General features: G+C 57.9%; 18 protein-coding genes. 12 read left to right on the forward strand and 6 right to left on the reverse strand.

Annotated elements, in window-relative coordinates:
- Positions 1-192 precede the first annotated feature (192 nt).
- Positions 193-786, forward strand: coding sequence for a hypothetical protein (locus Mal15_RS05840; protein WP_147866904.1), 594 nt, complete (start codon positions 193-195; stop codon positions 784-786).
- A gap of 264 nt (positions 787-1,050) precedes the next feature.
- On the opposite strand, the gene Mal15_RS05845 is transcribed toward Mal15_RS05840, so the two are convergent.
- Positions 1,051-1,278 (reverse strand): hypothetical protein, encoded by a 228-nt coding sequence (locus tag Mal15_RS05845; protein ID WP_147866905.1) that lies wholly within the window; start codon positions 1,276-1,278, stop codon positions 1,051-1,053.
- Between the two features lie 225 nt (positions 1,279-1,503).
- Between Mal15_RS05845 and Mal15_RS05850 the strand changes: the two genes are divergently transcribed.
- The 7 genes from Mal15_RS05850 (at position 1,504) to Mal15_RS05880 (ending at position 9,505) form a co-directional block, all read left to right on the forward strand.
- On the forward strand, positions 1,504-1,905 hold the full coding sequence (locus tag Mal15_RS05850; protein ID WP_147866906.1) for a hypothetical protein: 402 nt from the start codon (positions 1,504-1,506) through the stop codon (positions 1,903-1,905).
- An 811-nt stretch (positions 1,906-2,716) separates the two neighbouring features.
- Positions 2,717-3,346, forward strand: a complete 630-nt coding sequence (locus Mal15_RS05855; protein WP_147866907.1) for a hypothetical protein — start codon at positions 2,717-2,719, stop codon at positions 3,344-3,346.
- A gap of 124 nt (positions 3,347-3,470) precedes the next feature.
- The gene (locus Mal15_RS05860) at positions 3,471-4,235 is read left to right on the forward strand and encodes a hypothetical protein (protein ID WP_147866908.1); all 765 of its coding nucleotides are present in this window, start codon (positions 3,471-3,473) and stop codon (positions 4,233-4,235) included.
- 1,516 nt (positions 4,236-5,751) lie between these two features.
- Positions 5,752-6,231 (forward strand): hypothetical protein, encoded by a 480-nt coding sequence (locus Mal15_RS05865; RefSeq protein WP_147866909.1) that lies wholly within the window; start codon positions 5,752-5,754, stop codon positions 6,229-6,231.
- Positions 6,232-6,488: 257 nt separating this feature from the next.
- Complete coding sequence (locus Mal15_RS05870) at positions 6,489-6,905, forward strand: VOC family protein (protein ID WP_147866910.1); 417 nt, start codon at positions 6,489-6,491, stop codon at positions 6,903-6,905.
- Positions 6,906-7,039: 134 nt separating this feature from the next.
- Positions 7,040-7,585, forward strand: coding sequence for a hypothetical protein (locus tag Mal15_RS05875; RefSeq protein ID WP_147866911.1), 546 nt, complete (start codon positions 7,040-7,042; stop codon positions 7,583-7,585).
- A 450-nt stretch (positions 7,586-8,035) separates the two neighbouring features.
- Positions 8,036-9,505 (forward strand): sulfatase family protein, encoded by a 1,470-nt coding sequence (locus Mal15_RS05880; RefSeq protein ID WP_147866912.1) that lies wholly within the window; start codon positions 8,036-8,038, stop codon positions 9,503-9,505.
- A 162-nt stretch (positions 9,506-9,667) separates the two neighbouring features.
- On the opposite strand, the gene Mal15_RS05885 is transcribed toward Mal15_RS05880, so the two are convergent.
- From Mal15_RS05885 to Mal15_RS05895, 3 genes are all read right to left on the reverse strand, one after another.
- Entirely contained in the window at positions 9,668-10,912 is a 1,245-nt protein-coding gene (locus Mal15_RS05885) for an outer membrane protein assembly factor BamB family protein (RefSeq protein WP_147866913.1), read from the reverse strand.
- A 133-nt stretch (positions 10,913-11,045) separates the two neighbouring features.
- Positions 11,046-11,759, reverse strand: coding sequence for a hypothetical protein (locus tag Mal15_RS05890; protein ID WP_147866914.1), 714 nt, complete (start codon positions 11,757-11,759; stop codon positions 11,046-11,048).
- A 229-nt stretch (positions 11,760-11,988) separates the two neighbouring features.
- A complete protein-coding gene (locus tag Mal15_RS05895) occupies positions 11,989-12,885 on the reverse strand; it encodes a WD40 repeat domain-containing protein (RefSeq protein WP_147866915.1) in 897 nt (298 codons plus the stop codon).
- 274 nt (positions 12,886-13,159) lie between these two features.
- Between Mal15_RS05895 and Mal15_RS05900 the strand changes: the two genes are divergently transcribed.
- Positions 13,160-13,861, forward strand: coding sequence for a response regulator transcription factor (locus Mal15_RS05900; RefSeq protein ID WP_147866916.1), 702 nt, complete (start codon positions 13,160-13,162; stop codon positions 13,859-13,861).
- Between the two features lie 9 nt (positions 13,862-13,870).
- Positions 13,871-15,187 carry an ATP-binding protein gene (locus tag Mal15_RS05905; RefSeq protein ID WP_147866917.1) on the forward strand — a complete coding sequence of 439 codons (1,317 nt, stop codon included), beginning with the start codon at positions 13,871-13,873 and terminating at the stop codon, positions 15,185-15,187.
- On the opposite strand, the gene Mal15_RS05910 is transcribed toward Mal15_RS05905, so the two are convergent.
- Positions 15,174-16,340 carry a PP2C family protein-serine/threonine phosphatase gene (locus tag Mal15_RS05910; RefSeq protein WP_167546652.1) on the reverse strand — a complete coding sequence of 389 codons (1,167 nt, stop codon included), beginning with the start codon at positions 16,338-16,340 and terminating at the stop codon, positions 15,174-15,176. The genes Mal15_RS05905 and Mal15_RS05910 overlap by 14 nt on opposite strands.
- 81 nt (positions 16,341-16,421) lie before the next feature.
- Positions 16,422-17,681, reverse strand: coding sequence for a protein kinase domain-containing protein (locus Mal15_RS05915; RefSeq protein WP_147866919.1), 1,260 nt, complete (start codon positions 17,679-17,681; stop codon positions 16,422-16,424).
- A 345-nt stretch (positions 17,682-18,026) separates the two neighbouring features.
- Between Mal15_RS05915 and Mal15_RS05920 the strand changes: the two genes are divergently transcribed.
- Both Mal15_RS05920 and Mal15_RS05925 read left to right on the forward strand, forming a co-directional pair.
- Positions 18,027-18,929 carry an ATP-binding response regulator gene (locus Mal15_RS05920; RefSeq protein WP_147866920.1) on the forward strand — a complete coding sequence of 301 codons (903 nt, stop codon included), beginning with the start codon at positions 18,027-18,029 and terminating at the stop codon, positions 18,927-18,929.
- Between the two features lie 51 nt (positions 18,930-18,980).
- Entirely contained in the window at positions 18,981-20,948 is a 1,968-nt protein-coding gene (locus Mal15_RS05925; protein ID WP_147866921.1) for an ATPase, T2SS/T4P/T4SS family, read from the forward strand.
- Positions 20,949-21,137: the final 189 nt, after the last annotated feature.

The following is a 21,137-nucleotide window of genomic DNA, read 5'->3' on the forward strand; positions in this document are numbered from 1 at the left end:
CGCTGACAGCCGACACCTGACGCGCCGACTGCTGTTTGGAGACTCGGTTTTCCTTGGCGATTCCGGTCGAGTACACTGGCCATCAGCGACGATGGCTCAAGCTGTCGTCGTGGCCGATCCGCGTGAACCAAGTGGTGCACCGCAGTCGGCGAGTTGAGTTTGTTTTGAAATCAGGTCTATCACGCCGACGCGGTGACCACCGACGTTCTGCTCAAGGAAACGATCATGGTTCAAAGACTTGCATTGCTTCTCGCGTGTTTGAGCTACTGTGCTGGCATTGCCGTTCCTGACGATGTCTTTCCCAAGAGACTTGTCGGTTTGCTTACCCCAGGAATGCACGTTGGGTACAATTCAGCGACGACACCCGGCCAGCGTATCGAGGTTGTCGCTTGGTCCCAAGAGCGATTCGAGATGGAGCTCGACGCTCGTAAGATGCCGATCGCAGAACTCTCAAGAAAGTACCCAGCCGTTGCAGCGGCTGCAGCTAGACTCAAATCAACACAAGATCCTCGTATGGATGCTTCGGAGCTCGCAGTGCAGTGGTCGCCCCTTTATGCGCCGGCGACAGTACTTCATGTCGGAGACGATTACGTGCTTATTCAGTCTGCTGAGTCTGACCAGGTTCGATTAGCAATTCCCGCCGATCGCATCCTCGCAATTCGCTGGGGCCTGAATGCCCCCACCCTATTTCAGGGGCCGGCAGCAGAACCATCCGGTGCACCCGAGTCCGCGAGTCGAGCTGTATCGAAAACGGAAGATCACCCGCGCGGACCGGGTGACCGGTAACGTTCTGCGGAAACAGGTGCTGTCATCGTGAAACGTGGGTTCACTTTTACTGAGTTGATCGTTGCCCAGACGATCCGAATGGTTTTGGATTTTTTCAAAATCGTATTTGGGGCCACTCGGCGTTCAACGACCAACATTCGACTACATTCGAGTATTTCGAACACGCGGGTGGAGCAGAATACGCACTGTTTCATCCGATGGAGCACGTCGAACCGATTGCAAATCCATCCAACTGGTTTCCGCCGGTCGTAACAGATCCTAACATCACTGCGATTCGTTGACCATGCGTTCCGACTGCGGGGCGTGGCCGCTGGCCAGCCGGTACACCCAGCCCAGATGCATCCATTCCAGAAGTTGCAGCTCGTCCAACCGGATGGCCGTGCCGAAGAGTTGCAGGTCTTCGCTGAGTTTTTGGCGAAGCTTCTCGGGAAAGTAGGCGCACAGAGCGGCAGACTTTTGCGAATTGTGGCGACGATTGTTAGAATTGGACATTGGAAATTCCTTGAGGAAGGAGTGTGTGAAACGGTTCACCGTGAACCGCTCCTTCTATCAAGGTCCCGTACTCCCAAAATCTCCCGCCGCGCAGCGGCGTACGTGAATCACGCAATGCAGCCGAGGCGCAGATTCGGGCGATTCGGAAATGGACAATCTCTCGTCGCGTCCGAATGGTTGCAAACGTTCTGTCGCAAAGTCTCCAACCCATTCAGATCGAAGGCAATGACCGACTCTCTCAATGGACATCGCAAGATTACGGTTCTCGCGTTCCTCGCGGCATGCGTTTGCATCGTGGTGATCACAGGATTCACCTTGGTTGAGCCGAACGCGAGGGCAAGGGCGGCCGTTGAGTCGATTCTGCTTGCTGAATCAACACCCGAGAAGAAACTCGAGGAGCTGGCTCCCTACGTCACGATCGGTGATCACATTTCTGTCGTGCATCAGCGGATCGTGCCGGAGCCAACCGAAGAAGTCCGCATCGATCGTCCTGCTGAGCACGCTTACGGACTCGGCGATTCGAACCTCGTGCTGGCCATCCGCGCTAACGGAACGATTGCCGGAATCGGGCGACACAAGTATGGGACCGACGATGGGACTGTTTGGCTAGCTTCACCCGAATGGTAGCATCAGAAAGAGCGAGCGAGTTGCCAAGCGGACTGGCTCAAATGCGACAGAACAAAGCCGTGAACCGGAACGGCGAATCTCGCGAAATTCAAGTAGACGATCGAACTTCGTCGCCCGGTTATGGCTGATGTTCTGCCGTTGAAGCTGGAAACACGATTGTGACGCCCAACATTTTCAATGTATTTCGGCTCTGTGAAAGCGGAGATGAGAGCGGAGAAGCGACAGGGCTCGAACTCTCATTGGACCAGCTGATGGTCCTCAGGCACAAAGGAACGCAATGCACGTTGACGCTGGAATTGCTCTGCAGCTCCTTTCGCCACGAACGTGAAGAAGCAGTCGTACGATGTTTGCACGTTGGGAGATCAGATGTCCACAGTTCAGTCGAATGTTTGGCGATACGATATGAATGCGATTGGGCCGATCGCGATTGTTGCAACTTGACACAAATTGGCGGATCCGACGTTTTAAAATATGGCGATTTTGCTGTACGCTGGTCATACGCAACTCCGATTTCAATTTGGCTGTACCCGGAATCGGGGACGGAGTGTGCGATGAATGAGAAGCAGAAATCGGGTAAATCTCGATTCAGTTTAAGGCGGTCGTTTGACGTTTGGATTGCAAAACGCATTTTCGCATCTAATCGATCCGATTCCGATACGTGAACGGCGACCGTCCCCCAGAACTGACGGATGCCGTGTACAAGGTGGAGCCGTGGTACGCTCACGACGAGCCGCGGAGTCGTGGTTGTTGGAGTAGTGAATCGTTCGCCGCGGCCGCGTGATCCGCAACGTTATGCCAATCACTTTTAGTTATGCGCAAACCTCGATTCTCGATCGATTCGCTTATGTGGACAATGGTGATCGTTGGCATCGCCATATCGCATCTGCGCACTTCGGCAGAACTCCGTGTGACGAAATCAGAAAACAAGCGCCTTCGCGACGAACTCGGAGTGCTAACGGTTGAGGACGAGACGGCGGTGAGCTTACTCGCTGTTCCCACCGCCGAACAGGATTGCTGGCGATGGCGCATTCACATGCCCGCCGACCTAAAACTGAGGATTGGAATAACAGATGCGGGAGTGATTCCTCTTCCTCGCACACAGGTTAATGCTGGAGAAAACCTCGCTTACTTCGACGATCCGTTGCCCGTTGGCGAAAATCTCGTTGAAGCCAAGCTGTACCTGCGTGGCGATGGCGTTTGGGCTGTATCGGTCCGGACGTCCGACGCAACGATGACGTGTGCACTGCAAAACGGTGATCACGAGTGGCTCGATGGCACGGCGTTCTTTCGCACGCGGTTCGGCAGCACGACATCGCGAATTGTCGACAGCACCAAGGTCATTCCTCTGCTGCGTCACGTCGTTGTTAAACATGATTCCATTAGATCGCCAACGTCAAAGCCGAATCCAGGTATCATGATCTGGCTGGAACCCGTAAAGTAGCCGGCGAAAGGCAAAACAAAGGCGTGCAGCCGAGCAGCGGAAAGGGCGGAACTCCATTGGACAGTCACTTGGTCGCTGCGGGGTGGCAGCGGCCGTTCTCTCGCTAAACCCGCCACGATGTACCATGGATGTTCTCCCACGCCACGTAATCTGTGTTCTCGGGCGATGGCGCGACTTTAGTGTCGTTCAATCCGCGGTCGCTACCTGCGGTGACGACTTTACGCTTGACGGAGAATACTCCCAGTTGGTGCCCGACGAGCGAATGGTCGTTGCGTTCGAAGCGTCGATGGACCGCTTTGATCCAACCATCACTGCCGAGGATTGGGACAATATTCAAACGCATACGGCTGTGGCCTATATTCTGTCACCGCCAATATCGAAAGCGGCCGCCGAGAGTATCTCCGCACGAACACTTCTCCTTGCTGTTACGCTCCTCAATCAGGGCGGCTTAGCCGTCAAAAGCGAAAGCGCCGGGCTGGCCCACGGCCGAAAGCGATGGATCGAACTCGGTCGCAAATATTCTATCGCAACTGAACGTAATGATGCGCACTCGGCATCCGCCACACTTTATTGGGCTTGGGTCCAGCGCGCCATCCACGATACGTCAAGTGCAACGCTATACTCAATCGGTATGCATTTGCTCGGACAACGCGATACGGAAATCGACGATTCGCTCGCGTTCTCAACCGCACTCCAGTGGATTGATTTGATGGGGCTGTATCTCGTTGCGGACAAGCCGGACCGCCCGGTTCTCGATGGCGAAGGTTTCAGATTGCGAAACGAAGGTCCGCGGCGGATAATCAGGCGTGTACCGTGCGATCGATATGAACAAGATGACTTCTTTTTCAACCCCTACGGGTACAATCGACTTGTTGTCGATGAAGGATGAGCACTGAGCCCAATAATCGCCAGATAGCAATGCCATCAACCGATGCGGCCGGGATAGTAGTCGCCTAGAACGGCAGGCTTTTGCGAATTGCGGCGACGATTGTAAGACAAGGACATCGTAACCGAAGCCTGACGGCCCATTTCTTCTCTGTGTCCCTCTGTGGTTATTCATTCATCCGCGGTTTGCTTGTTGCGCCCGATGTGGAAGATGTGGCAGACGAATGATGTGGCAGACGAATGTGGGGCGATGTGTCTGAGGCCCGGAGGGTCGGTAGAGTGTCTGCCGGTGGTGTCGCGGCCTGTCGATTTAATCAGCCGTTTGGCGCGAGCTTATGGGCCCGGTGCATTTTCTCAATCGTTTATGCCCGTACGCTCGCGCGAAACGGCTGATCCCACGTGGGATCGGAGTAAATCAGCTGGCCGGTCAGCCACCGGGACGGATTCCACGCGTTGCTCAAGTCCCCACGGGCTGACACAGTGTTCCGGTTCCCATCGCTATCGGGCCGTCATGAGATCCGATTATGCCGGCCCTTTAGGCCTACCGCGCGGCGGAGCCTGGCGTTCATCGATGAATCAACTCTATTCAGCAACACCGGTGGCTGGATCAAACTATCGAATTTCACAAACAGCGAGTTGATACACCAGCAAGAGTGCAAATCGGGCGTACACGCTGAATACGCTTACCCAAAGATTGAGTACTTGGAATTTCTGCCTGCGCTGGACGCATTCGTTGCTGTGGAAGTCGAGAACGATGAAAATACAGGTCACGATGATTGGACCACCATCTCATTTCGCCCGAGGAAGTTGATGGATCGTACGCCGTAAGCTCGGCGGCTCGCCTGACCTCAAGTGATCGCGCAGTTGGTGCCATCCATCACATCGGTGGCCAACACGCGACTGCTATGAATACCATGGTGCCCGCTTGAATGCTGGGATACGTCATTCGCGATTCGGCACCCGTGATTGAATTCATCGCGTAGGCATCATTCTCAGCGTTGGGTGGCTCCATTCGCACACGATTTTGAATCGCAGAGGCGCAGAGGACGCAGAGATACGGAATTGAGTGCCTTATCCTCTGCGCCTCTGCGTTTTAGTCTCTCCCGCTCCCTTCCTGTGTCCTTAACGCGCCGATCCGTTGGCACCCGGCAACGTTCGGTGAATGTCCGAAGCGAGACTGCTAGCAACTCCAAAAGGGAGCGAATGATTCGTGGGTGGAACCATTCGCGGCCACACAATTTGAGTTCGCCGGGGACTGAGAAACTGGCATGCTCCGCCAGGATCCGTTCTAATCCAGTCCCGTAGTCGGCTATCCGAAGGCCGACAGATTTCTGGCGCACGATCTATCTTCGTTCCCCTGCATGCGCGGATCGATCGCAATTCGTTCTCCGATCAATGATGGAGCGTTCTGGCTGATGCAATGCCCGCGATGTGAGACTGCGCTGCGTTTGGAGGTGGCGACTGGTTCTGAGCTTCCATTGGTGAATTCAGCGGGGCATCGGGGTTTCCGGATTGTCGACTTGTTTGCGATCACCGCACTGATCGCAGTCCATTTGGCTGCGTTTCCCGTACTCGCAAGTCCATCGGGTTCCCAGTGGCCGTTGCTCCTCTACTTTTCGCCAACTGCAATCACCTGCCTCCTTCACCTCCGCCTCCGTCTTGGTACATCAATCGCGATGGTTGTGCATTACTCCGTTTCACTGGTTTGGTCGTACTTGTATTCGCTTGGGCAATACGCTGCGATCAACGCATACAATCCCATGCAACGAAGCGGTGGGAGCGTTCAGGTTGATGTTTATGCGACTGCCTGGGACGACATGATTGGATTTGGAATCTTCGGTTTCGCTTGGGCTGCTGCCTACGGGCTCGTTTGCTTTACTGCTCTCAACGCTCGTCGACCAATTCCCACCGCACGACCGCACCGTTTCCATGACGATCGTTCAGTGCTCATTCGCGGTTCGGATGGTGTGGTCGAAGCGAATGATGTGGCAGACGAATGATGTGGCAGACGAATGGCCTGCTTCACGAGTGTCAAATTCGTCTGCCGTCGAAATTGACCGTCTCCCGGCCACGCAACTCGAATTCGTCCGGGGCTGAGAAACTGGCACTCGCCTCCAGGATCCACTCTAATCGACTTCTGTGACCGGCCCACCGGCGGACCGGCGAAATTCTGACGCACGATCGTTTCCTGCTGCTCCGCATGCGTGGATCGCTCGCGATGTGTTCCCCGGCTGAACCCCTTCAACACGAATAAAGCATGGATACGCGAATCAGCATGATCACACTCGGCGTCCGCGATCTTGACGCGGCGATCCGTTTCTACCGTGACGGGCTCGGTTTTCCCAAAATGGAATCGCCGCCTGAAGTTGCGTTCTTTACCCTCAACGGCACTTGGCTCGGACTGTATGGGCTGGAGTCACTCGCAGATGACGCGGGCGTTTCTCCCGACCGCAGCGGATTCGCCGGATTCGCTCTTGCGCACAATGTCGAATCTGAAGGCGAAGTCGAAGCGATCCTTTCGCGGGCTTCGGAGTACGGCGCCGAAATTACCAAGCCAGCTGCGCACACCGAATGGGGCGGCTACTCGGGATACTTCGCCGATCTGGATGGCTATCAATGGGAAATCGCCCTCAACCCGCATTTCTGGGTCGGCCCGCCCAAAACTGGTGGATAACAATCCGATCCGCGACCAGCGGCGAGGTCAGCTTGATGAAGTCGTTGGTCTTTCATCACCGCTAGGTCACGGCAAGCGTGAGGTACAAAATGAGACGTTCTAGATTAAGTTTCGTTTCTTTACTGGTCTTCAGCATGTTCGCAGCCAATGCTGCGGAGGGACCGGCTCAGGACCGTCCACCGAAGCCGCCGACATGGCGACAGTTCAACCAGGTGTTCGTCAAAGTCATCATCCCCGTCACGTCTCACACTCCCAAGCAGGACGGCCCTGTCGTTGAGTCTTGGGTTGCTGAGGAGCTCAGGAAGTTGGGCGAGACCGAATGTTTTGCGGTCACAGACTGGGTGCCTGTTTGTGACGGGCTTCTTGAGGACGATGTTGTCGACAATCGCGTCTGGGATGGCGGTCGTTTCGCCAGAACCGTCTATTGCCCCGTCGGCGGAGACATTCCGCAGCGAAAGGAGGGGCGCTTGTTGGTCAACGTTCGTGGCTGGACGCCGGGCGGCTTAGAGGTGAACATCGCGCTGGCGGATGAACCGGGTAGTCGAGCGGTTGGCTCCGTGCAGATTCTGGTGGGCAAGGAGCGAAAGCCGATGAAGACCGAAGAGCCGATCCCGTACGTGGCAGTCATCATTACGCCGCCACCACTGGAGGGTGTCACGTCACACGGCGATGTTGACTAGCTGGACATCGCCACTTTGCCCAAGAAACACCGTGAATCGCCGGTCGAACGTAGCTACCTTCGCCAGAAGGTGGATCCCTGGGATTTTCCACGCTCTGGCGAGCGTAGCTACGCATCAAGGGGCTGTCCAGCTAGGCAGACCAAAGCGGTGAACTGGAGTCGCCGATCACACGGAGATTGAAAACATCGTCACTCATCAATCGAAGACCAATTTTGGATTGCTGGTGCCCTCTGGCGGAAACGCATTGCTCGCTTACGCAAGGGAAAATGGACTGCGTTTGGTCTATCGCCTTTCAAAAGCAACATCCGATCCGGTCTCGCTCAAGCAGTATCAACCCGCGAGAAATCGGCCGCAGAATCGCCGTTAACAATGCGATTGGCACGGTCGCCGGGTAGAATGTTGCGGCTGTTCGTCTCCGACCGGATGTTCCCGCCACGCTGATCTGACACCATGACTGTCTTTGAAAAACCATTCCTCTGCCTGGCTTTGGTCGCGTTCTTTTGTTTCGGCTGTTTTGAAAACGTTCGGTCCGCGGAACTGCCGAACATTGTGTTAATCCTGGTCGATGACATGGGCTACGGGGATCCGGGGTGCTTCAATCCCGACAGCAAGATCCCGACTCCGAACATCGATTCCTTGGCGGCCGCGGGCATGCGTTTTACCGATGCACACGCCTCTGGACCGCTGTGTCACATGTCGCGCTATGGGTTGATGACGGGACGTTACCCGTTCCGGATCAATGTGGGGCGTTGGCCCAAACAGGCCCTGATCGAGCCCGGCGAAGTCACGTTACCGTCGCTGCTGCGGGATGCCGGATACCGAACGGCGATGGTCGGCAAGTGGCACGTGGGATTTGACGAGGACGGTTATGACAAACCGTTGCCCGGAGGCCCTGTCGATCGGGGGTTCGATTCGTTCTTCGGCATCCGGGCGTCGACGGACATCCCGCCGTATTTTTACATCCGAGACCGGATGGCGGTCGCACCGCCGTCGGATTCGATTGCCGCCAATCAGAGCGACGGCTGGTCGCCGATCCAAGGGGCGTTTTGGCGCGCCGGTGGGATCGCACCGGGGTTGCAATTGGAAGACGTACTGCCGCGATTCACCGAAGAGGCCTGTCAGGTGATTCGCTCTCACGAAGGCCGCGATCAACCGTTGATGTTGTACTTGGCCTATCCCGCACCGCACACGCCATGGTTGCCGTCGGAGGAGTTTGCGGGCAAGTCGGGCGCGGGCATGTACGGTGATTTCGCGATGATGGTCGACGCGATGATCGGCAAGGTGCTCAAACAGCTCGACGCGGCGAACATGACCGACGACACGATGGTGATTTTCACCAGCGACAACGGACCGGTCTGGTACGAAGCCGATGTCGAACGATTCGGGCACGATAGTTCGGGCGACTTGCGCGGCATGAAAGCCGACGCCTGGGAGTGCGGCCACCGGATGCCGATGGTTGTGCGTTGGCCGGGAGTCGTCGCGGCAGGATCGGCCAGCGGAAAAATGATCAGTTTCGTCGATTTCTTGGCCACTGCGGATGAATTGACCGGATCGAAGGTCTACCAAAACAAGGACAAGACGGATGTCGGACCGGACAGTTTCAGTTTTCTCGGTGAGTTGACCGGCAAACCGTCCGACGCGCCCCAGAGGACGTCGCTGGCGCTCAAGAGCGGCAAGGGACTGATGACGATTCGGCGCGGGGATTGGAAATTCATCGACGGGGATGGATCGGGCGGGTTCAGTGATCGCGGAACGAAGGGCAAATCCGAGATCTCAAAAGGCCAACTTTACAACTTGGCCGATGACATCGGAGAAACGAATAATCTGGTTGATCAGTATCCAGAGATGGTGCGATCACTACGTGCCGAGTTGGCGAAGGTCGAAGCGGTCCCGCGACACCGTGACGTGAGAGCGGAGTGAGCGCAGGGGGCGGAAACCGTTGGTGTTTAGCCTTGAGGCGATCTCCAACCGTTGGTGTCTAGCCATTAGGCGATTCCCCCTGTCGCTGCTTCGCAGCGAGCGGCGACCGCCCGGAAGGGCCGTCGTACTTAGAGCGGCGACCGCCCGGAAGGGCCGTCGTACTTACTTGCCGATGCAATACAGGTTTTTGTCGCTGCGCAAATAGAGCTTGCCGCCGGCGACGATCGGACTGGCGTTGAACGTGCTACGGTCGTCGAGCCGGTTGTGCGCCAGTTGCTGGAATTCCGGTTTGGCGGCCAACACATAGGTGCCTCCGTTTCGCGTCACGACGTACAGTTTGCCGTCGCCGACCAGGGTCGACGCATAGGGCTGGCCGCGAAACCGCTCGGCGTACATCACTTCGCCGTCGGCCAGTCGCACGCAGTAGGCGATCGTGTTGCGGTCGCTGACCCAATACAGGTGGCCCTGGTGGATGACGGGCGACACGACGTTCGCTCCCGCCTTGGCTTCCCACAATCGGTGCGTGTCGGTGACGTCACCTCGACCGCCGGCGCGGACCGCAATGGCTCGCGAGGTCCGCCCGCCGATCACGTAGACGACGCCGTCTTGCGAGACGATGCTGGGGCAGACGTAGTCTTGGATGCCGTCGCAGTTCCACAAGGGATCGCCGGTCGCCGGATCAAACGCCAAGATCTTGTCTTTCACGCTGACGACCAGTTCTTGCTTGCCGCCGTCGACGTCGACCAAGTGTGGCGTGTTCCACGAAGCCTTCATCCCATCGGCGCGCCAAACCTCTTGCCCGTTGCTCTTGTCGATCGCCACCAGCGAACCGCTTTCGACACTGGCGTTAACGATCACCAAATTCTGATACAGGATCGGCGACGTGCCACATCCCCAGCCGTGGGTGTTGTCGCCGATGTCGGCCTGCCAGAGTTGGTTGCCTTTCAGGTCGAATTTCAAGACGCCCGTTTTGCCGAAGAAGACGTACAGGGATTCGCCGTCGGTGACGGGGGTGGCCGCCGCATAGCCGTGATCCCGGACGCGTTCCGATTCGGGCAGTTTGGGTTGGACGTGCTGATCCCAAATCGTCGACCCGTCGCTGGCCAAGCAAACCACATGCAACGTCAGGTCTTCCATCCGCCCGGGGTTCTCGCGATCGATGCCGTACCCGCTGTAGCAGGTCAGGTACAAGCGGTCGCCGAGTGCGATCGGGCTGGACGCGCCGTGTCCCGGGAGTTCCGTTTTCCACACGACGTTCTCAGTTTCGCTCCAGACCAGCGGCAGGTCGGTTTCATGCGTCACGCCCTGACCGCCGGGGCCGCGAAATTGGGGCCAATCGGCGGCGTGAGCATTCAACAAGAAGGTGGTTGCAACTAGCAATGACATCGAAACGGGAGCAACTCGCATGGCAGTTCTCGCGGAGGTGGGTGGAGGGCTTGGGCAGAATGATGGGGCCGAATGATGGGGGCAGAATGATGGGGGCAGAATGATGGGGGCAGAATGATGGGGGCAGAATGATGGGGTGCGCTTGAGCGACAATCTATGCGACGAAGTCGAAGATCCCCGAGCGGAACGTGCTGGTCCCCGGGTGTCCTCCCGACACGATGCCTTGGGGGCCGATCAGGTGGGCGTCCATGGGAATCTGGATCGTGCCGGATTCGAGAAACAGTGTCAGGTGACTGTCGGAAGTGTTGCCCTGTTTCTCTCGCGTGAAGTAGACCGCTTGAGATTCAAATTCCTTCGTCGTGATCGCGCGTTTCGTTTTGAAGATGCTGAAATGACCGTTGAAACGCGACGGGACGGGACGCGGGTGCAGGCCTTGCTGACGTCCCAAAAAATAGACGCTCGAAAAGTTGTGTGGAACCGATCGGATCTCGAAGTAATGGTCGCGGTTTTTCGCGCCGAAGGAATCATTGGCGTTTTCACGCATGATGGTGAACTTCAGTGACTTCGGTTCGCTCCGCTTGACCGGCGGTGGGAGTTTTAGTTCTGGAAGCGTGTACAGCACGAGCTTCAAATAGGTTTGCTTCCCCACTTCGATCAAGCCATCACAGCCGCCCCAGCCGAAATGATGAAGTTGGAAACGCTGAATCGCCTTGATCGTCTTCGGTCCACATTTGCCATCTTTGTCCAGTGGTACCGGCGAACCGCCTTCGTCCAGCGGCACTTGATTGATCGCGTCCTGCACGCCCAAGACATCGTTGTGTTGATTGACGCCGCGGCGTCCGACCGAAGCACTCAGGAACAGGGTCATGGCTGGGCCTTTTAATGAAACGTTGCCGCCCGTCTCGAGACACGTCTGCTAGAGGCGAAGATAACCATGCCAGCGTGACGATGCAAATTGGGGGCAGAATGATGGGGCAGAATGATTCGGGGCAGAATGATGGGGGCAAGACGATGGGGGCAAAACGATGGGGGCAAAACGATGGGGCGGGAGGATGATGGGGCGGGAGGATGATGGGGAGATGGCGGGTGGGGAAAGGTTATGGCAATTCGATTTGCGTCAGCGCGCCGTTGGTTCCGCCGACCAGGACGCTGCGGCCGGAGGGGGCGATGGCGATCGCATAGGCGGGCCCGTCGATGCCCTCGCCGATCGCCGTCACCTGAACGGTCTCGGGGTGGATCAAATACGCCTTGCCGTCGTCGCAACAGGCTGCGACGTGGGACCCGTCGTGCAGCCAGCGGATTTGCCGTGGTTTGGACGGTAGCCTGGCGAAACGCACCATGCGCCCGATGGTCGGTTGCCAAAACCGCACGGTCGCGTCGTCGCTGGCCGAGGCGATCATCGGCAGCCCGGCGTTGGACGGACGTAACGCGACACAGCCGACCGGTTGAACATGGATCGCCATGTTGCGAACAAGCGCGCCGGTTTGTGTCTCCCAGACACGAAGACTTTGGTCGATCCCCGCACTGACGATCAGCCCCGGGGCGTCAAGATGCTCGATCGTCAAGACGCCTCGCGAGTGTCCTTTCAGCGTCAACCATCGTTCGCCTGTGGTGGTGTCCCAAAGCAGCACGTTGTGATCCAGGCCGGCCGAGGCGAGTCGGGTATCGTCCAACCAGTCGATGGCCATCACGGAATCAAAATGTCCGTCGAGGATCCTCAGTGAATCCCCGTCCGGCCAAGAAAGAATTTCGACGGTTCCGTTTTCCGCGGGAGTTCCGCCGGCGACGGCCAGGCGTTCGCCGCCGGGGGCAAACGCAAGGTCGTGAAGGTTGGGCGAGGACACCTCAATCACTCGTTGCGGGCTGAGGTCTGGCCAGCGGTAGACGGCCACGCCGGCCTGGGAACTCGCGACCAGCGATGAACCGTCGGGGGCAAACACGACGGCGGTGATCGGTGGCTCGGCAGCGCGGCAAAGCAAAACAGCCGCGATCATCGGGAGAAACAAAAGGGATCGAACGAGATTCAGCATTGTTTTGTTCAAAATGGGGGAGGCTGCATCCAATATAATCTTCGCTACCGATCGGTACCCAATGTGGATCGCAACGCTGGCGGGGGCATGGGAATCCCTGCGGATCCACCTTCTGGCGAAGGTAGGTACGTGGATCCACCTTCTGGCGAAGGTAGTTTCGTGGGAACGGCGATTGGCAACATTTCATGTGCAAAGCGGTGGGGCAGTTCGCGTTGCACGCTGACGAAGGAAGCAATGCATGAGTGAAGAACCCCACCATTTGCTGCTGGTCGAGGACGACGCCGAGTTGTCCGGCATGATGAAAGATTTTTTGACCGGCAAGGGGTACCGCGTCTCGGTCGAAGCGAACGGATCGGCCGCGATCGGGCGAATCGAGTCCGAAACCTATGACGCGATCATTTTGGACATCGGGCTGCCGGGGGCGGACGGTTTCAGTGTTTGTAAGAGTGTACGCCCCAAGTTCGGAGGCCCGATCATCGTGTTGACCGCGCGAGGGGACGAGATGGATGAAGTCGTGGCGTTGGAAGCCGGGGCGGACGACTTCATGAGCAAACCGGTGCGTCCCAATGCCCTGATCGCTCGGTTGAAGATTCATCTGCGCCGATTCGATTCCGGTTCATCCGATTCGGTCGCCCCTTCGGCAGAGATCGTGGTGGGCGACTTGAGCATCAGCCCCGGCAGTCGCGGCGTCAGGGTCGGGGATCGGTCGATCGAGCTGACGACCGCCGAATTCGACTTGATCGAATACCTGGCTCGTCGCGCCGGCACGGTGGTCTCACGCAAGGAGTTGTACGTCGATCTCTTGGAAATCCCCTATGATGGCATGGATCGCTCGTTGGACTTGCGCGTCTCGCGGTTGCGGCGCAAACTGGGCGACGATCCCCACCAGCCGACCCGCATCAAATCCGTGCGCGGCGTCGGATATCTCTTTGCCAAATGATGTGACGCCATGACGCGATTGTTTCTGCGATTCTATCTGGGGGTGATCGCCATCTTGATCTCCGCCTGGTTGATTCAGACCGTTGTGTTTCGCAAGAGTTCGGTCGCAGAGAACATTCCCGTGATCGAAGACATCTTTGCCGGCAGCGGGCGTTTGGCCCGCGATCGAATCATCGCCGGTGGTGAAGCGGGGTTTCCCGAAACGATGGAGTATCTAAAACGTCAATTCGACTATCCGATCCGTGTAGTCTCGCGCGAGAACCGTCCGATGGACCAGGCGTCGACCGAGCGTTTGGATCGCGGCGAAAGCATCCTCTATTACGATCGGCTTGAAACGGCCATCCCGGAAACGCCCTATCTGGTCGAACTCGGGCCGCTGCCGAGGTTCGACCGGCCGAGTCAGGCAGAGCTTTCCTTCGCGCTGGGGGGAGTGTTTTTGTTGACCGCGATCGGGATTGCGATTTTGTTGCATCCGGTCAGCAAGCAGCTGCGTGGTGTCGAGAAAACGGCGCTCGCCATCGCCGGCGGTGACTTGAGTGCACGAATCGATTACGGCAGATTTCGGCACAGTGGTCCGCTGGCGGAAGCCTTCAATACCATGGCCGATCGCGTAGAGAACCTATTGCGATCACAGCGTGAGTTGCTGCAAACAGTTTCGCACGAGCTGCGTACTCCGCTGGCTCGCATCCGGTTTGCCACGGAACTGATTGCGTCGGCGGATGATCATGCCGAACGAAGGCAACGTTTGGCGTCGATCGAAGTCGCGACCGATCAGTTGGACGATTTGGTCGGTGAGTTGCTGACTTACGTGCGGCTGGATGCGGAGTGTGCCGACGGGGAATCCGAGTCCCGATGCAGCGAATCCTTTGACGTTAGGGATTTGGTTTCCGAGTTGATCGAGTTTCATGCCCCGCTGTACCGTGACGTCGAGTTTTGCAATGCGATCCCTGGGGCGGTTGCTGAAATCAACGGTGATCGGAGCGCCATCGCACGGGCGATCGGTAACTTGATCAGCAACGCCGGAAAATACGCGGCATCCAAGGTTGTCGTTTCCGTGACCGAATCTGGCGACCAGCTTAGTTGCGTGATTGACGATGACGGCAAAGGTATTGCCGCGGCCGATCGCGACACGGTGTTCGAGCCCTTTCAGCGACTCGCCGGCGGGGCAAGCGAGAACGGAACGCAGGCCGGCTCCGGGCTGGGGTTGGCATTGGTCAAGCGGATTGCCGAACGAAGCGGCGGGGCGGTGGCGGTGTCCGAAAGTGAATGGGGTGGAGCGAGATTCACATTGACGCTGCCAGCCGAGCGTGGAATCAGCGAGGTTTGACGATGACCGCCGTGACGTCATCTTTAATCGGATCGGGATCGCAATATGCGGTCACTGCTGCGATCAATTCGGAAACGATTTCCGAGGCCGGTTTCTCGCGATGTTGATGCACGACGTCCACCGCACGGTCTTTGCCGAAGGCGACATGATCGTCGCCGCGCGCTTCCCAGATTCCGTCGGTCATCAGCAAGACGATCTGCCCGGACGAGAGTTCGACGCTGCCATCGATCTGGTAGGTGTGGTTCGGGTCGACGCCGGTCGGGATGCCGTGGGTTAATAACTCGGTGGACCGGCCGTCGGCTTCGATCAAGAACCCTCGGTGCCCGGCGCCGACGTAGGTCAATCGCATGGCGGCGGGATCGAGCCTGGCAAAGAACAGCGTGACGAAAAGTGATTGGAAGGTGTCTTCGCAAATCCCGTGGTTGGCGATCGTGACCAATTGTCCGACGTCTTCGTACAGCGCTGCGGTGGAACGCAACAATCGTCGCGTACCGACGGTGATCATCGCCGGTCCAATCCCGTGTCCGCAGACGTCCGCCAGGACGATGTCCCACTTGCCGTCGCCGTGGTCGATAAAGTCGTAAAAGTCTCCGGAGGTCGAATCGATCGCCACGCAGCGGCCTGCGACATCGAATCCGGGGATCTCCGGAGGATCGTTGGGCAACAGGTATTCTTGAATCTGTTTGGCAAACTGCAATTCGCGATCGACCGTCCGTTGACGATGCTCGACCAATCGTCGCTTGTGTCGTTCGATCGCATAGAGCAGCGACCGGACCAACACCTCGCCGTCCAACTGAGACTTGCCGACATAGTCCTGGGCACCCAGTCGCATCGCCGTGATGCCGAGCGATTCGTCGTGTTCGCCCGTCAAGATGACGATCGGCTGGTCTGGAAACGGGTCGTGGATTCGGCGGAACGTGTCCAGGCCGGCCGAATCGGACAGGTTCAAATCCAGGATCAGGGCGTCCGGGGTGAGGCCGCTGGAGAGTCGCTCGAGTGTCTCGGCCAGCGTCGCGGCTTCGGTCACGGTGAAACGCCCGTCGCTTTCCAAACGTTCGTGCACGACCATGGCATCGACGCGGGAATCTTCGACGACCAGAATTAGAAACCGGTCGTCGGCGGCAGCGCCCGATTGGATTGGCTGATTGTCCATCATCGAGAACTACGCGGATCGATCCACAGAAATGAACACCCCGGTGGCATGCGACGACCACGCTTCATCATTGTGGGAAAATCATTCAGCGCTCTTGAGTGCGTTGGTGACCGTGCCGCGGATTTCGAAGACGGTCCCATCCAAATTCAAAACTCGGAACACCTCGCGAATCGATTCACGCATCCCACACAGATAAAGACGCGTCTGGCGTGGTTTGAGTTCGGAGTGCAATTGGATCAGGATTCCGACGGTTTCGGAGGAACAGAACCGTACGGACGCGAAATTGACAATCAGACGTTTCGGATCGGACTTGTCCACCATCGCGAACAGTTCACGCTTGGTTTGGACCAGCGACTCGGTCGACAGCACGCTCGCATCGTGAAGATGGACGACGTGGGCGCCGTCGATTTCCTGCAGATCAAACTGCTCGTATTCCGGCGCTGCGACTTCTTCTTCTTCTTCTTCTTCTTCTTTTGCTGCCGGTTCGGGGCTTTTCTGATCACGGGTTTGCGTGGTCAGCGGCGTCATGCGGAACAGGCTGTCCATCGCCGTGGCCAATTCACGTGCCGACGCGTAGCGTTCGCTGGCGCCAAACGACAACGCTTTGGCGAACGTTTGTTTGAACAGTTCGGCGGCCTTTTTGTCCAGGCCGGCGTACAGCGCATTTTGAAACACCTCTTCGGCCGATTTCGGGGCGTGCCCGGTCAGCACGAAGAACCCGATCGCGGCCAACGAGTAGACATCGGATTGAGGACGCACGGCGTCTCCGGATCCGACCGAGACCTCAGGGGCGGCATACTCGTTGCGGAACTCGGCCGATTCGCCGTCTTCCTCCGACAACAGCATCCCGGGCATGCCCAGGTCAGCGATCACCGGTTCACCGTTCTTTTCCAGAACCACGGCCTCGGGCGACAGGTATCCGTGGACCAGTCCCGCGGCGTGCATTTGACTGACGCCAAGAGCCAGCTTGCCGACCAGCAATGCGACCTGCCGGGGTTCGATCAACGCCGCTTGCTTGGGTTCGATCGCTGCGTTCTGGGCTGTGATCTCTCGCAGGTTGGGGCCGTCGACAAGGGTCGTGGCCAAGTAATCGGCTCCATCGGCTTGACCAAAATCCAAGACGGCCGACAGATGGGCATTCCGCAAGTTGGCCAGCGCATGGGCGCGGGCGTCGAAATCGGCACGGACTTGGGGATCCAAGCCCGAGAAATCAGCGATCCGGATGGTCAGATCTCGATCCAGGTGCGGATCGTAGGCGAGATAGACGGTCTGACGCCCTTCACGTTTGAGCCGTTTTTTGAGCTCAAATCGACCTACGGTTTTGATGTTTGTTTCTTCCATCCTTTGGTCGTCTCCAGTAACCAGACCAAAGCGGACGGGTGGAATCGAGAAGTCTAATATTGATTACTTGGCCGTAGCTGTCAACTAACCGGCGATCCATTAGCAGGGGGCTCGCGGAGGGGTTTGCGGACCGCCACTGGCCGTGGTCCGAGAGCCGCCGCAAGGTGCAAAGTGGCCGAAGAAACAGGGCTGGCAATTTCCGTGTTTCGAGTCGCGATCCAGGCTGCCGACCCGGCAGCCGCCCATGCAGATGCGATAAACTGGGGTTCGCTGTGGGCCGCCCGCCAGGATGCGGGGGCGATCCCGATCTTTCCCCCTCGAGATCTCCGAACGCGCGGATTGAAGATGACAACAATTTTGGTCGTGGACGATTCACGGGTCGATCAGACGCTGGTGCAAGGGGTTTTGTCGAATGATCGCGAGTTTGAGCTGCGTTTTGCCAACCAGGGTGCCGAGGCGATGGATTCGATCCGGCAACAGGCTCCGGATCTGGTCGTGACCGATTTGATGATGCCGGAGATGGACGGATTGCAGCTGGTCCGCTGCATCCGCCAGGAGGCCCCCGAGGTGCCGGTGATCGTGATGACCGCGATGGGATCGGCCGCCAACGCTATCGAAGCGTTGGAAGTCGGGGCGGCCAGCTTCGTCCCGAAACTGCAATTGACCGAACGGCTTTCCGATACCGTTCACCAAGTGCTGCTGCTCAAGCACGCCGGCCATCCCTACGGGGGTGTGGTCAAATGTTTGGCAGACGCGGAGCTGACGTTTCACCTGCGCAGCGACATCACCCTGATCCCACAGTTCGTCGACTTGGTGCAGAAGACGACTTCCGGATTGGGGATCTGCGACGCGACCGAAACGATCCGAATCAGCTTGGCACTGGAGGAGGCGTTGTTGAATGCTTTGGTGCATGGCAATTACGAACTCACCGATGAAGTGGCTGGCAACGGGATCAACCCCAAGAGCGAAGTGTTTTGCAGTCGGTCGACCGAACCGCCGTACCGAGATCGGGTGATCTTCGTCAGCCTGCACGTCAGCGGCGATGCGGTCACGTTTGTCGTCCGAGATGAAGGCCCCGGGTTCGATGTTGCCCAACTGCCTGATGAACATGATTTGACACCGTTTGAGGGCGGTCTCGGCCGCGGCGTTCGTTTGATGCGATCGTTTATGGATCAAGTTGCTTTCAACGCCAAAGGCAATGAGGTCACACTCGTGAGGCGATTCAAACCGACCGCCGATGGACCATGATCGATCTCCCTGATGAGCTGAGCTTCCCAATACTCTGATCGAGTGATTCCGATGATCAATCTGCGCCGCATCCTCACCGTGATTGACGTCGAGACGTCCGCGGAATCCCAGTACGCCGAAGCCCTGGCGATGGCGGGACGCTACCAGGCGGAATTGCACCTGCTGCATGTCGTCGCTCCGCAGGTGATTCCCCGCTTCGGCAGCGAAAAACGATTGCAACAGGCGCGTGAAAAACTTTCCTCGCTCCAGATCTCCAACGAACAGGTCTCGGTCATACGCGACATTCGGCGCGGAACGCTGATCGATTGTGTCTCCGGTTATGTTCGCGATCATGCCATCAATCTGGTCGTCATCGCCCCGGGAGGTGTCGCGGCGTCGGGCAAAAAGGAGTATCGCGGAATCGTCAATCGCTTGCTCGACGTGCTGCCGATCCCGGTGGTGGTCGAACCGTTTGAGAATCGCAGCGAATCGAATCAAATCCATCGCGCGTCCGCCGTTCTGCAGACGTTGCTTGAGGACCCCGTGGCCGGGGAGCGTGAAGAGACGCTGAAGCGGTTGCATCAGGCGATCGAGACGGAATTGGAATTGCCCGCCGAACAGGCCGAACGACTGGTCACGCAATTGGAAATGCGAGGCATCTTGATCTGGAATGAAGCGGAATCTGACGGCGACTCCGTTGAGGAAGCGGACGGCGATCCGAGTACCGATCGGGGGCACTGGTCTCTCGATCCGGCACCCGTCGAAGAAGCCCATCCTGTCAACGAAAACAGCGGTGATGCGGAAGAGACCACGACGGCGATCAGCTTGCTGCGTCGGGCGATCGAAGCCGAAGCGACGGACATCCACATCGATCCGCTGTCACGCGATGAACACGTCGTGCATTTTCGCGTCGATGGCAAGATGCAGCAGTTCTGCACGATGCATCACAACATCGCCACGCAAGCGATGAAGCAATTGAAGCTGATGGCCAACGTCAGTTTGTCCGATCCGTTCCGGCCCGCCGAAAGTCGCCTGGACTTGCCCGATTCGATCTCCACACACGAAGTGCGGATCACAACCGCACCGGTCGCCCAGGGCGAAGCGATCGCGTTGCGATTGATCGACTACGAACAATCACGCCGGCCGCTCAGCGAATTGGGGCTGTCCCAAAACTCCTTTGCCTCGGTTTACCGCATGTTGCACCGGCGGTCCGGCGTCGTCTTGATCAGCGGTCCCACCGGGGCGGGGAAAACGACGACGGCTTATTCCATCTTGAATGTACTATTTTCGGAAAAACAGAACATCATTTCGATCGAAGACCCGGTCGAATTGATCGTCCCCTTCATGCGCCAAATTGATGTCGATCAACGACACGGATTCACGATGGCCGCCGGTCTGTCGACGATCTTGCGGATGGATCCCGATGTCGTGTTTGTCGGCGAGATCCGTGACCAGGAAGGTGCCAAAGTCGCGATGCACGCGGCGTCTTGCGGCAAACGGGCCTTCAGCACGATCCACCGGCGCGACGTGTCGTCCACGCTCTCGGCGATGCTGGATTTTGAAATCGATTCGGCCACCTTGGCCAGCAACCTGTCCGGGGTGATCACCCAGCGACTCGTCCGACGGTTGTGCACGCATTGTTGCCAGGTCAGCCCGGTGACCCGACAGGAGCAAGCGTTGTTTGAATCCCACAACCTGGTGGTCCCGACCACGATCGCTCGCCCCAGGTCCTGCCAACATTGTCGTGGAACGGGGTACAAAGGCCGGATCGGCGTCTTCGAAGCGGTCGTGATCGATGACGAATTGAGCGATGCGATCCAAAAACGCAAACAGGAATCGGAAATCCGCACGATCATCCGCGCCGGCGGGGCCGGGCTGGTTCGAGACGCCTTGATGAAGGTCCGTGACAAGATCACGTCGATCCAGGAAGTGCAAGACATGAGCTGGATGACCGAGACGATGCCGATCGAAAGCCCCTCGGAGGCCGACGACGACTCCTACCAGCGTGGTGCACCGTTCCTGCATTTGCCGTCGCGCTAGTGGCATCAATGTCGTTTTGATGTAGCTACGCTCGCCAGAACGTGGACGACGCCGGGACACCACCTTCTGGCGAAGGTAGCTACGTTGACCTGTCAATGGACGACAGGTCACATGCGATCCGGTGGAGCAGAACTGAATGCCGTTTGCCGTCGACGCATCTCTATCCGGGGGGCATTTGCTAAAAGGTTG

The sequence above is a fragment of the Stieleria maiorica genome (assembly GCF_008035925.1).
Taxonomy (GTDB): Bacteria; Planctomycetota; Planctomycetia; order Pirellulales; family Pirellulaceae; genus Stieleria; species Stieleria maiorica.

Excerpts from the sequence above, each read along its gene's own strand:
- Mal15_RS05860 (WP_147866908.1), top strand. The coding sequence starts at position 3,471 with ATGGATGTTCTCCCACGCCACGTAATCTGTGTTCTCGGGCGATGGCGC.
- Mal15_RS05890 (WP_147866914.1), bottom strand. The coding sequence starts at position 11,759 with ATGACCCTGTTCCTGAGTGCTTCGGTCGGACGCCGCGGCGTCAATCAA.
- Mal15_RS05915 (WP_147866919.1), bottom strand. The coding sequence starts at position 17,681 with ATGGAAGAAACAAACATCAAAACCGTAGGTCGATTTGAGCTCAAAAAA.
- Mal15_RS05845 (WP_147866905.1), bottom strand. The coding sequence starts at position 1,278 with ATGTCCAATTCTAACAATCGTCGCCACAATTCGCAAAAGTCTGCCGCT.
- Mal15_RS05880 (WP_147866912.1), top strand. The coding sequence starts at position 8,036 with ATGACTGTCTTTGAAAAACCATTCCTCTGCCTGGCTTTGGTCGCGTTC.
- Mal15_RS05855 (WP_147866907.1), top strand. The coding sequence starts at position 2,717 with ATGCGCAAACCTCGATTCTCGATCGATTCGCTTATGTGGACAATGGTG.
- Mal15_RS05900 (WP_147866916.1), top strand. The coding sequence starts at position 13,160 with ATGAGTGAAGAACCCCACCATTTGCTGCTGGTCGAGGACGACGCCGAG.
- Mal15_RS05895 (WP_147866915.1), bottom strand. The coding sequence starts at position 12,885 with ATGATCGCGGCTGTTTTGCTTTGCCGCGCTGCCGAGCCACCGATCACC.
- Mal15_RS05925 (WP_147866921.1), top strand. The coding sequence starts at position 18,981 with ATGATCAATCTGCGCCGCATCCTCACCGTGATTGACGTCGAGACGTCC.
- Mal15_RS05905 (WP_147866917.1), top strand. The coding sequence starts at position 13,871 with ATGACGCGATTGTTTCTGCGATTCTATCTGGGGGTGATCGCCATCTTG.
- Mal15_RS05910 (WP_167546652.1), bottom strand. The coding sequence starts at position 16,340 with ATGGACAATCAGCCAATCCAATCGGGCGCTGCCGCCGACGACCGGTTT.
- Mal15_RS05850 (WP_147866906.1), top strand. The coding sequence starts at position 1,504 with ATGACCGACTCTCTCAATGGACATCGCAAGATTACGGTTCTCGCGTTC.
- Mal15_RS05870 (WP_147866910.1), top strand. The coding sequence starts at position 6,489 with ATGGATACGCGAATCAGCATGATCACACTCGGCGTCCGCGATCTTGAC.
- Mal15_RS05920 (WP_147866920.1), top strand. The coding sequence starts at position 18,027 with ATGACAACAATTTTGGTCGTGGACGATTCACGGGTCGATCAGACGCTG.
- Mal15_RS05885 (WP_147866913.1), bottom strand. The coding sequence starts at position 10,912 with ATGCGAGTTGCTCCCGTTTCGATGTCATTGCTAGTTGCAACCACCTTC.
- Mal15_RS05875 (WP_147866911.1), top strand. The coding sequence starts at position 7,040 with ATGTTCGCAGCCAATGCTGCGGAGGGACCGGCTCAGGACCGTCCACCG.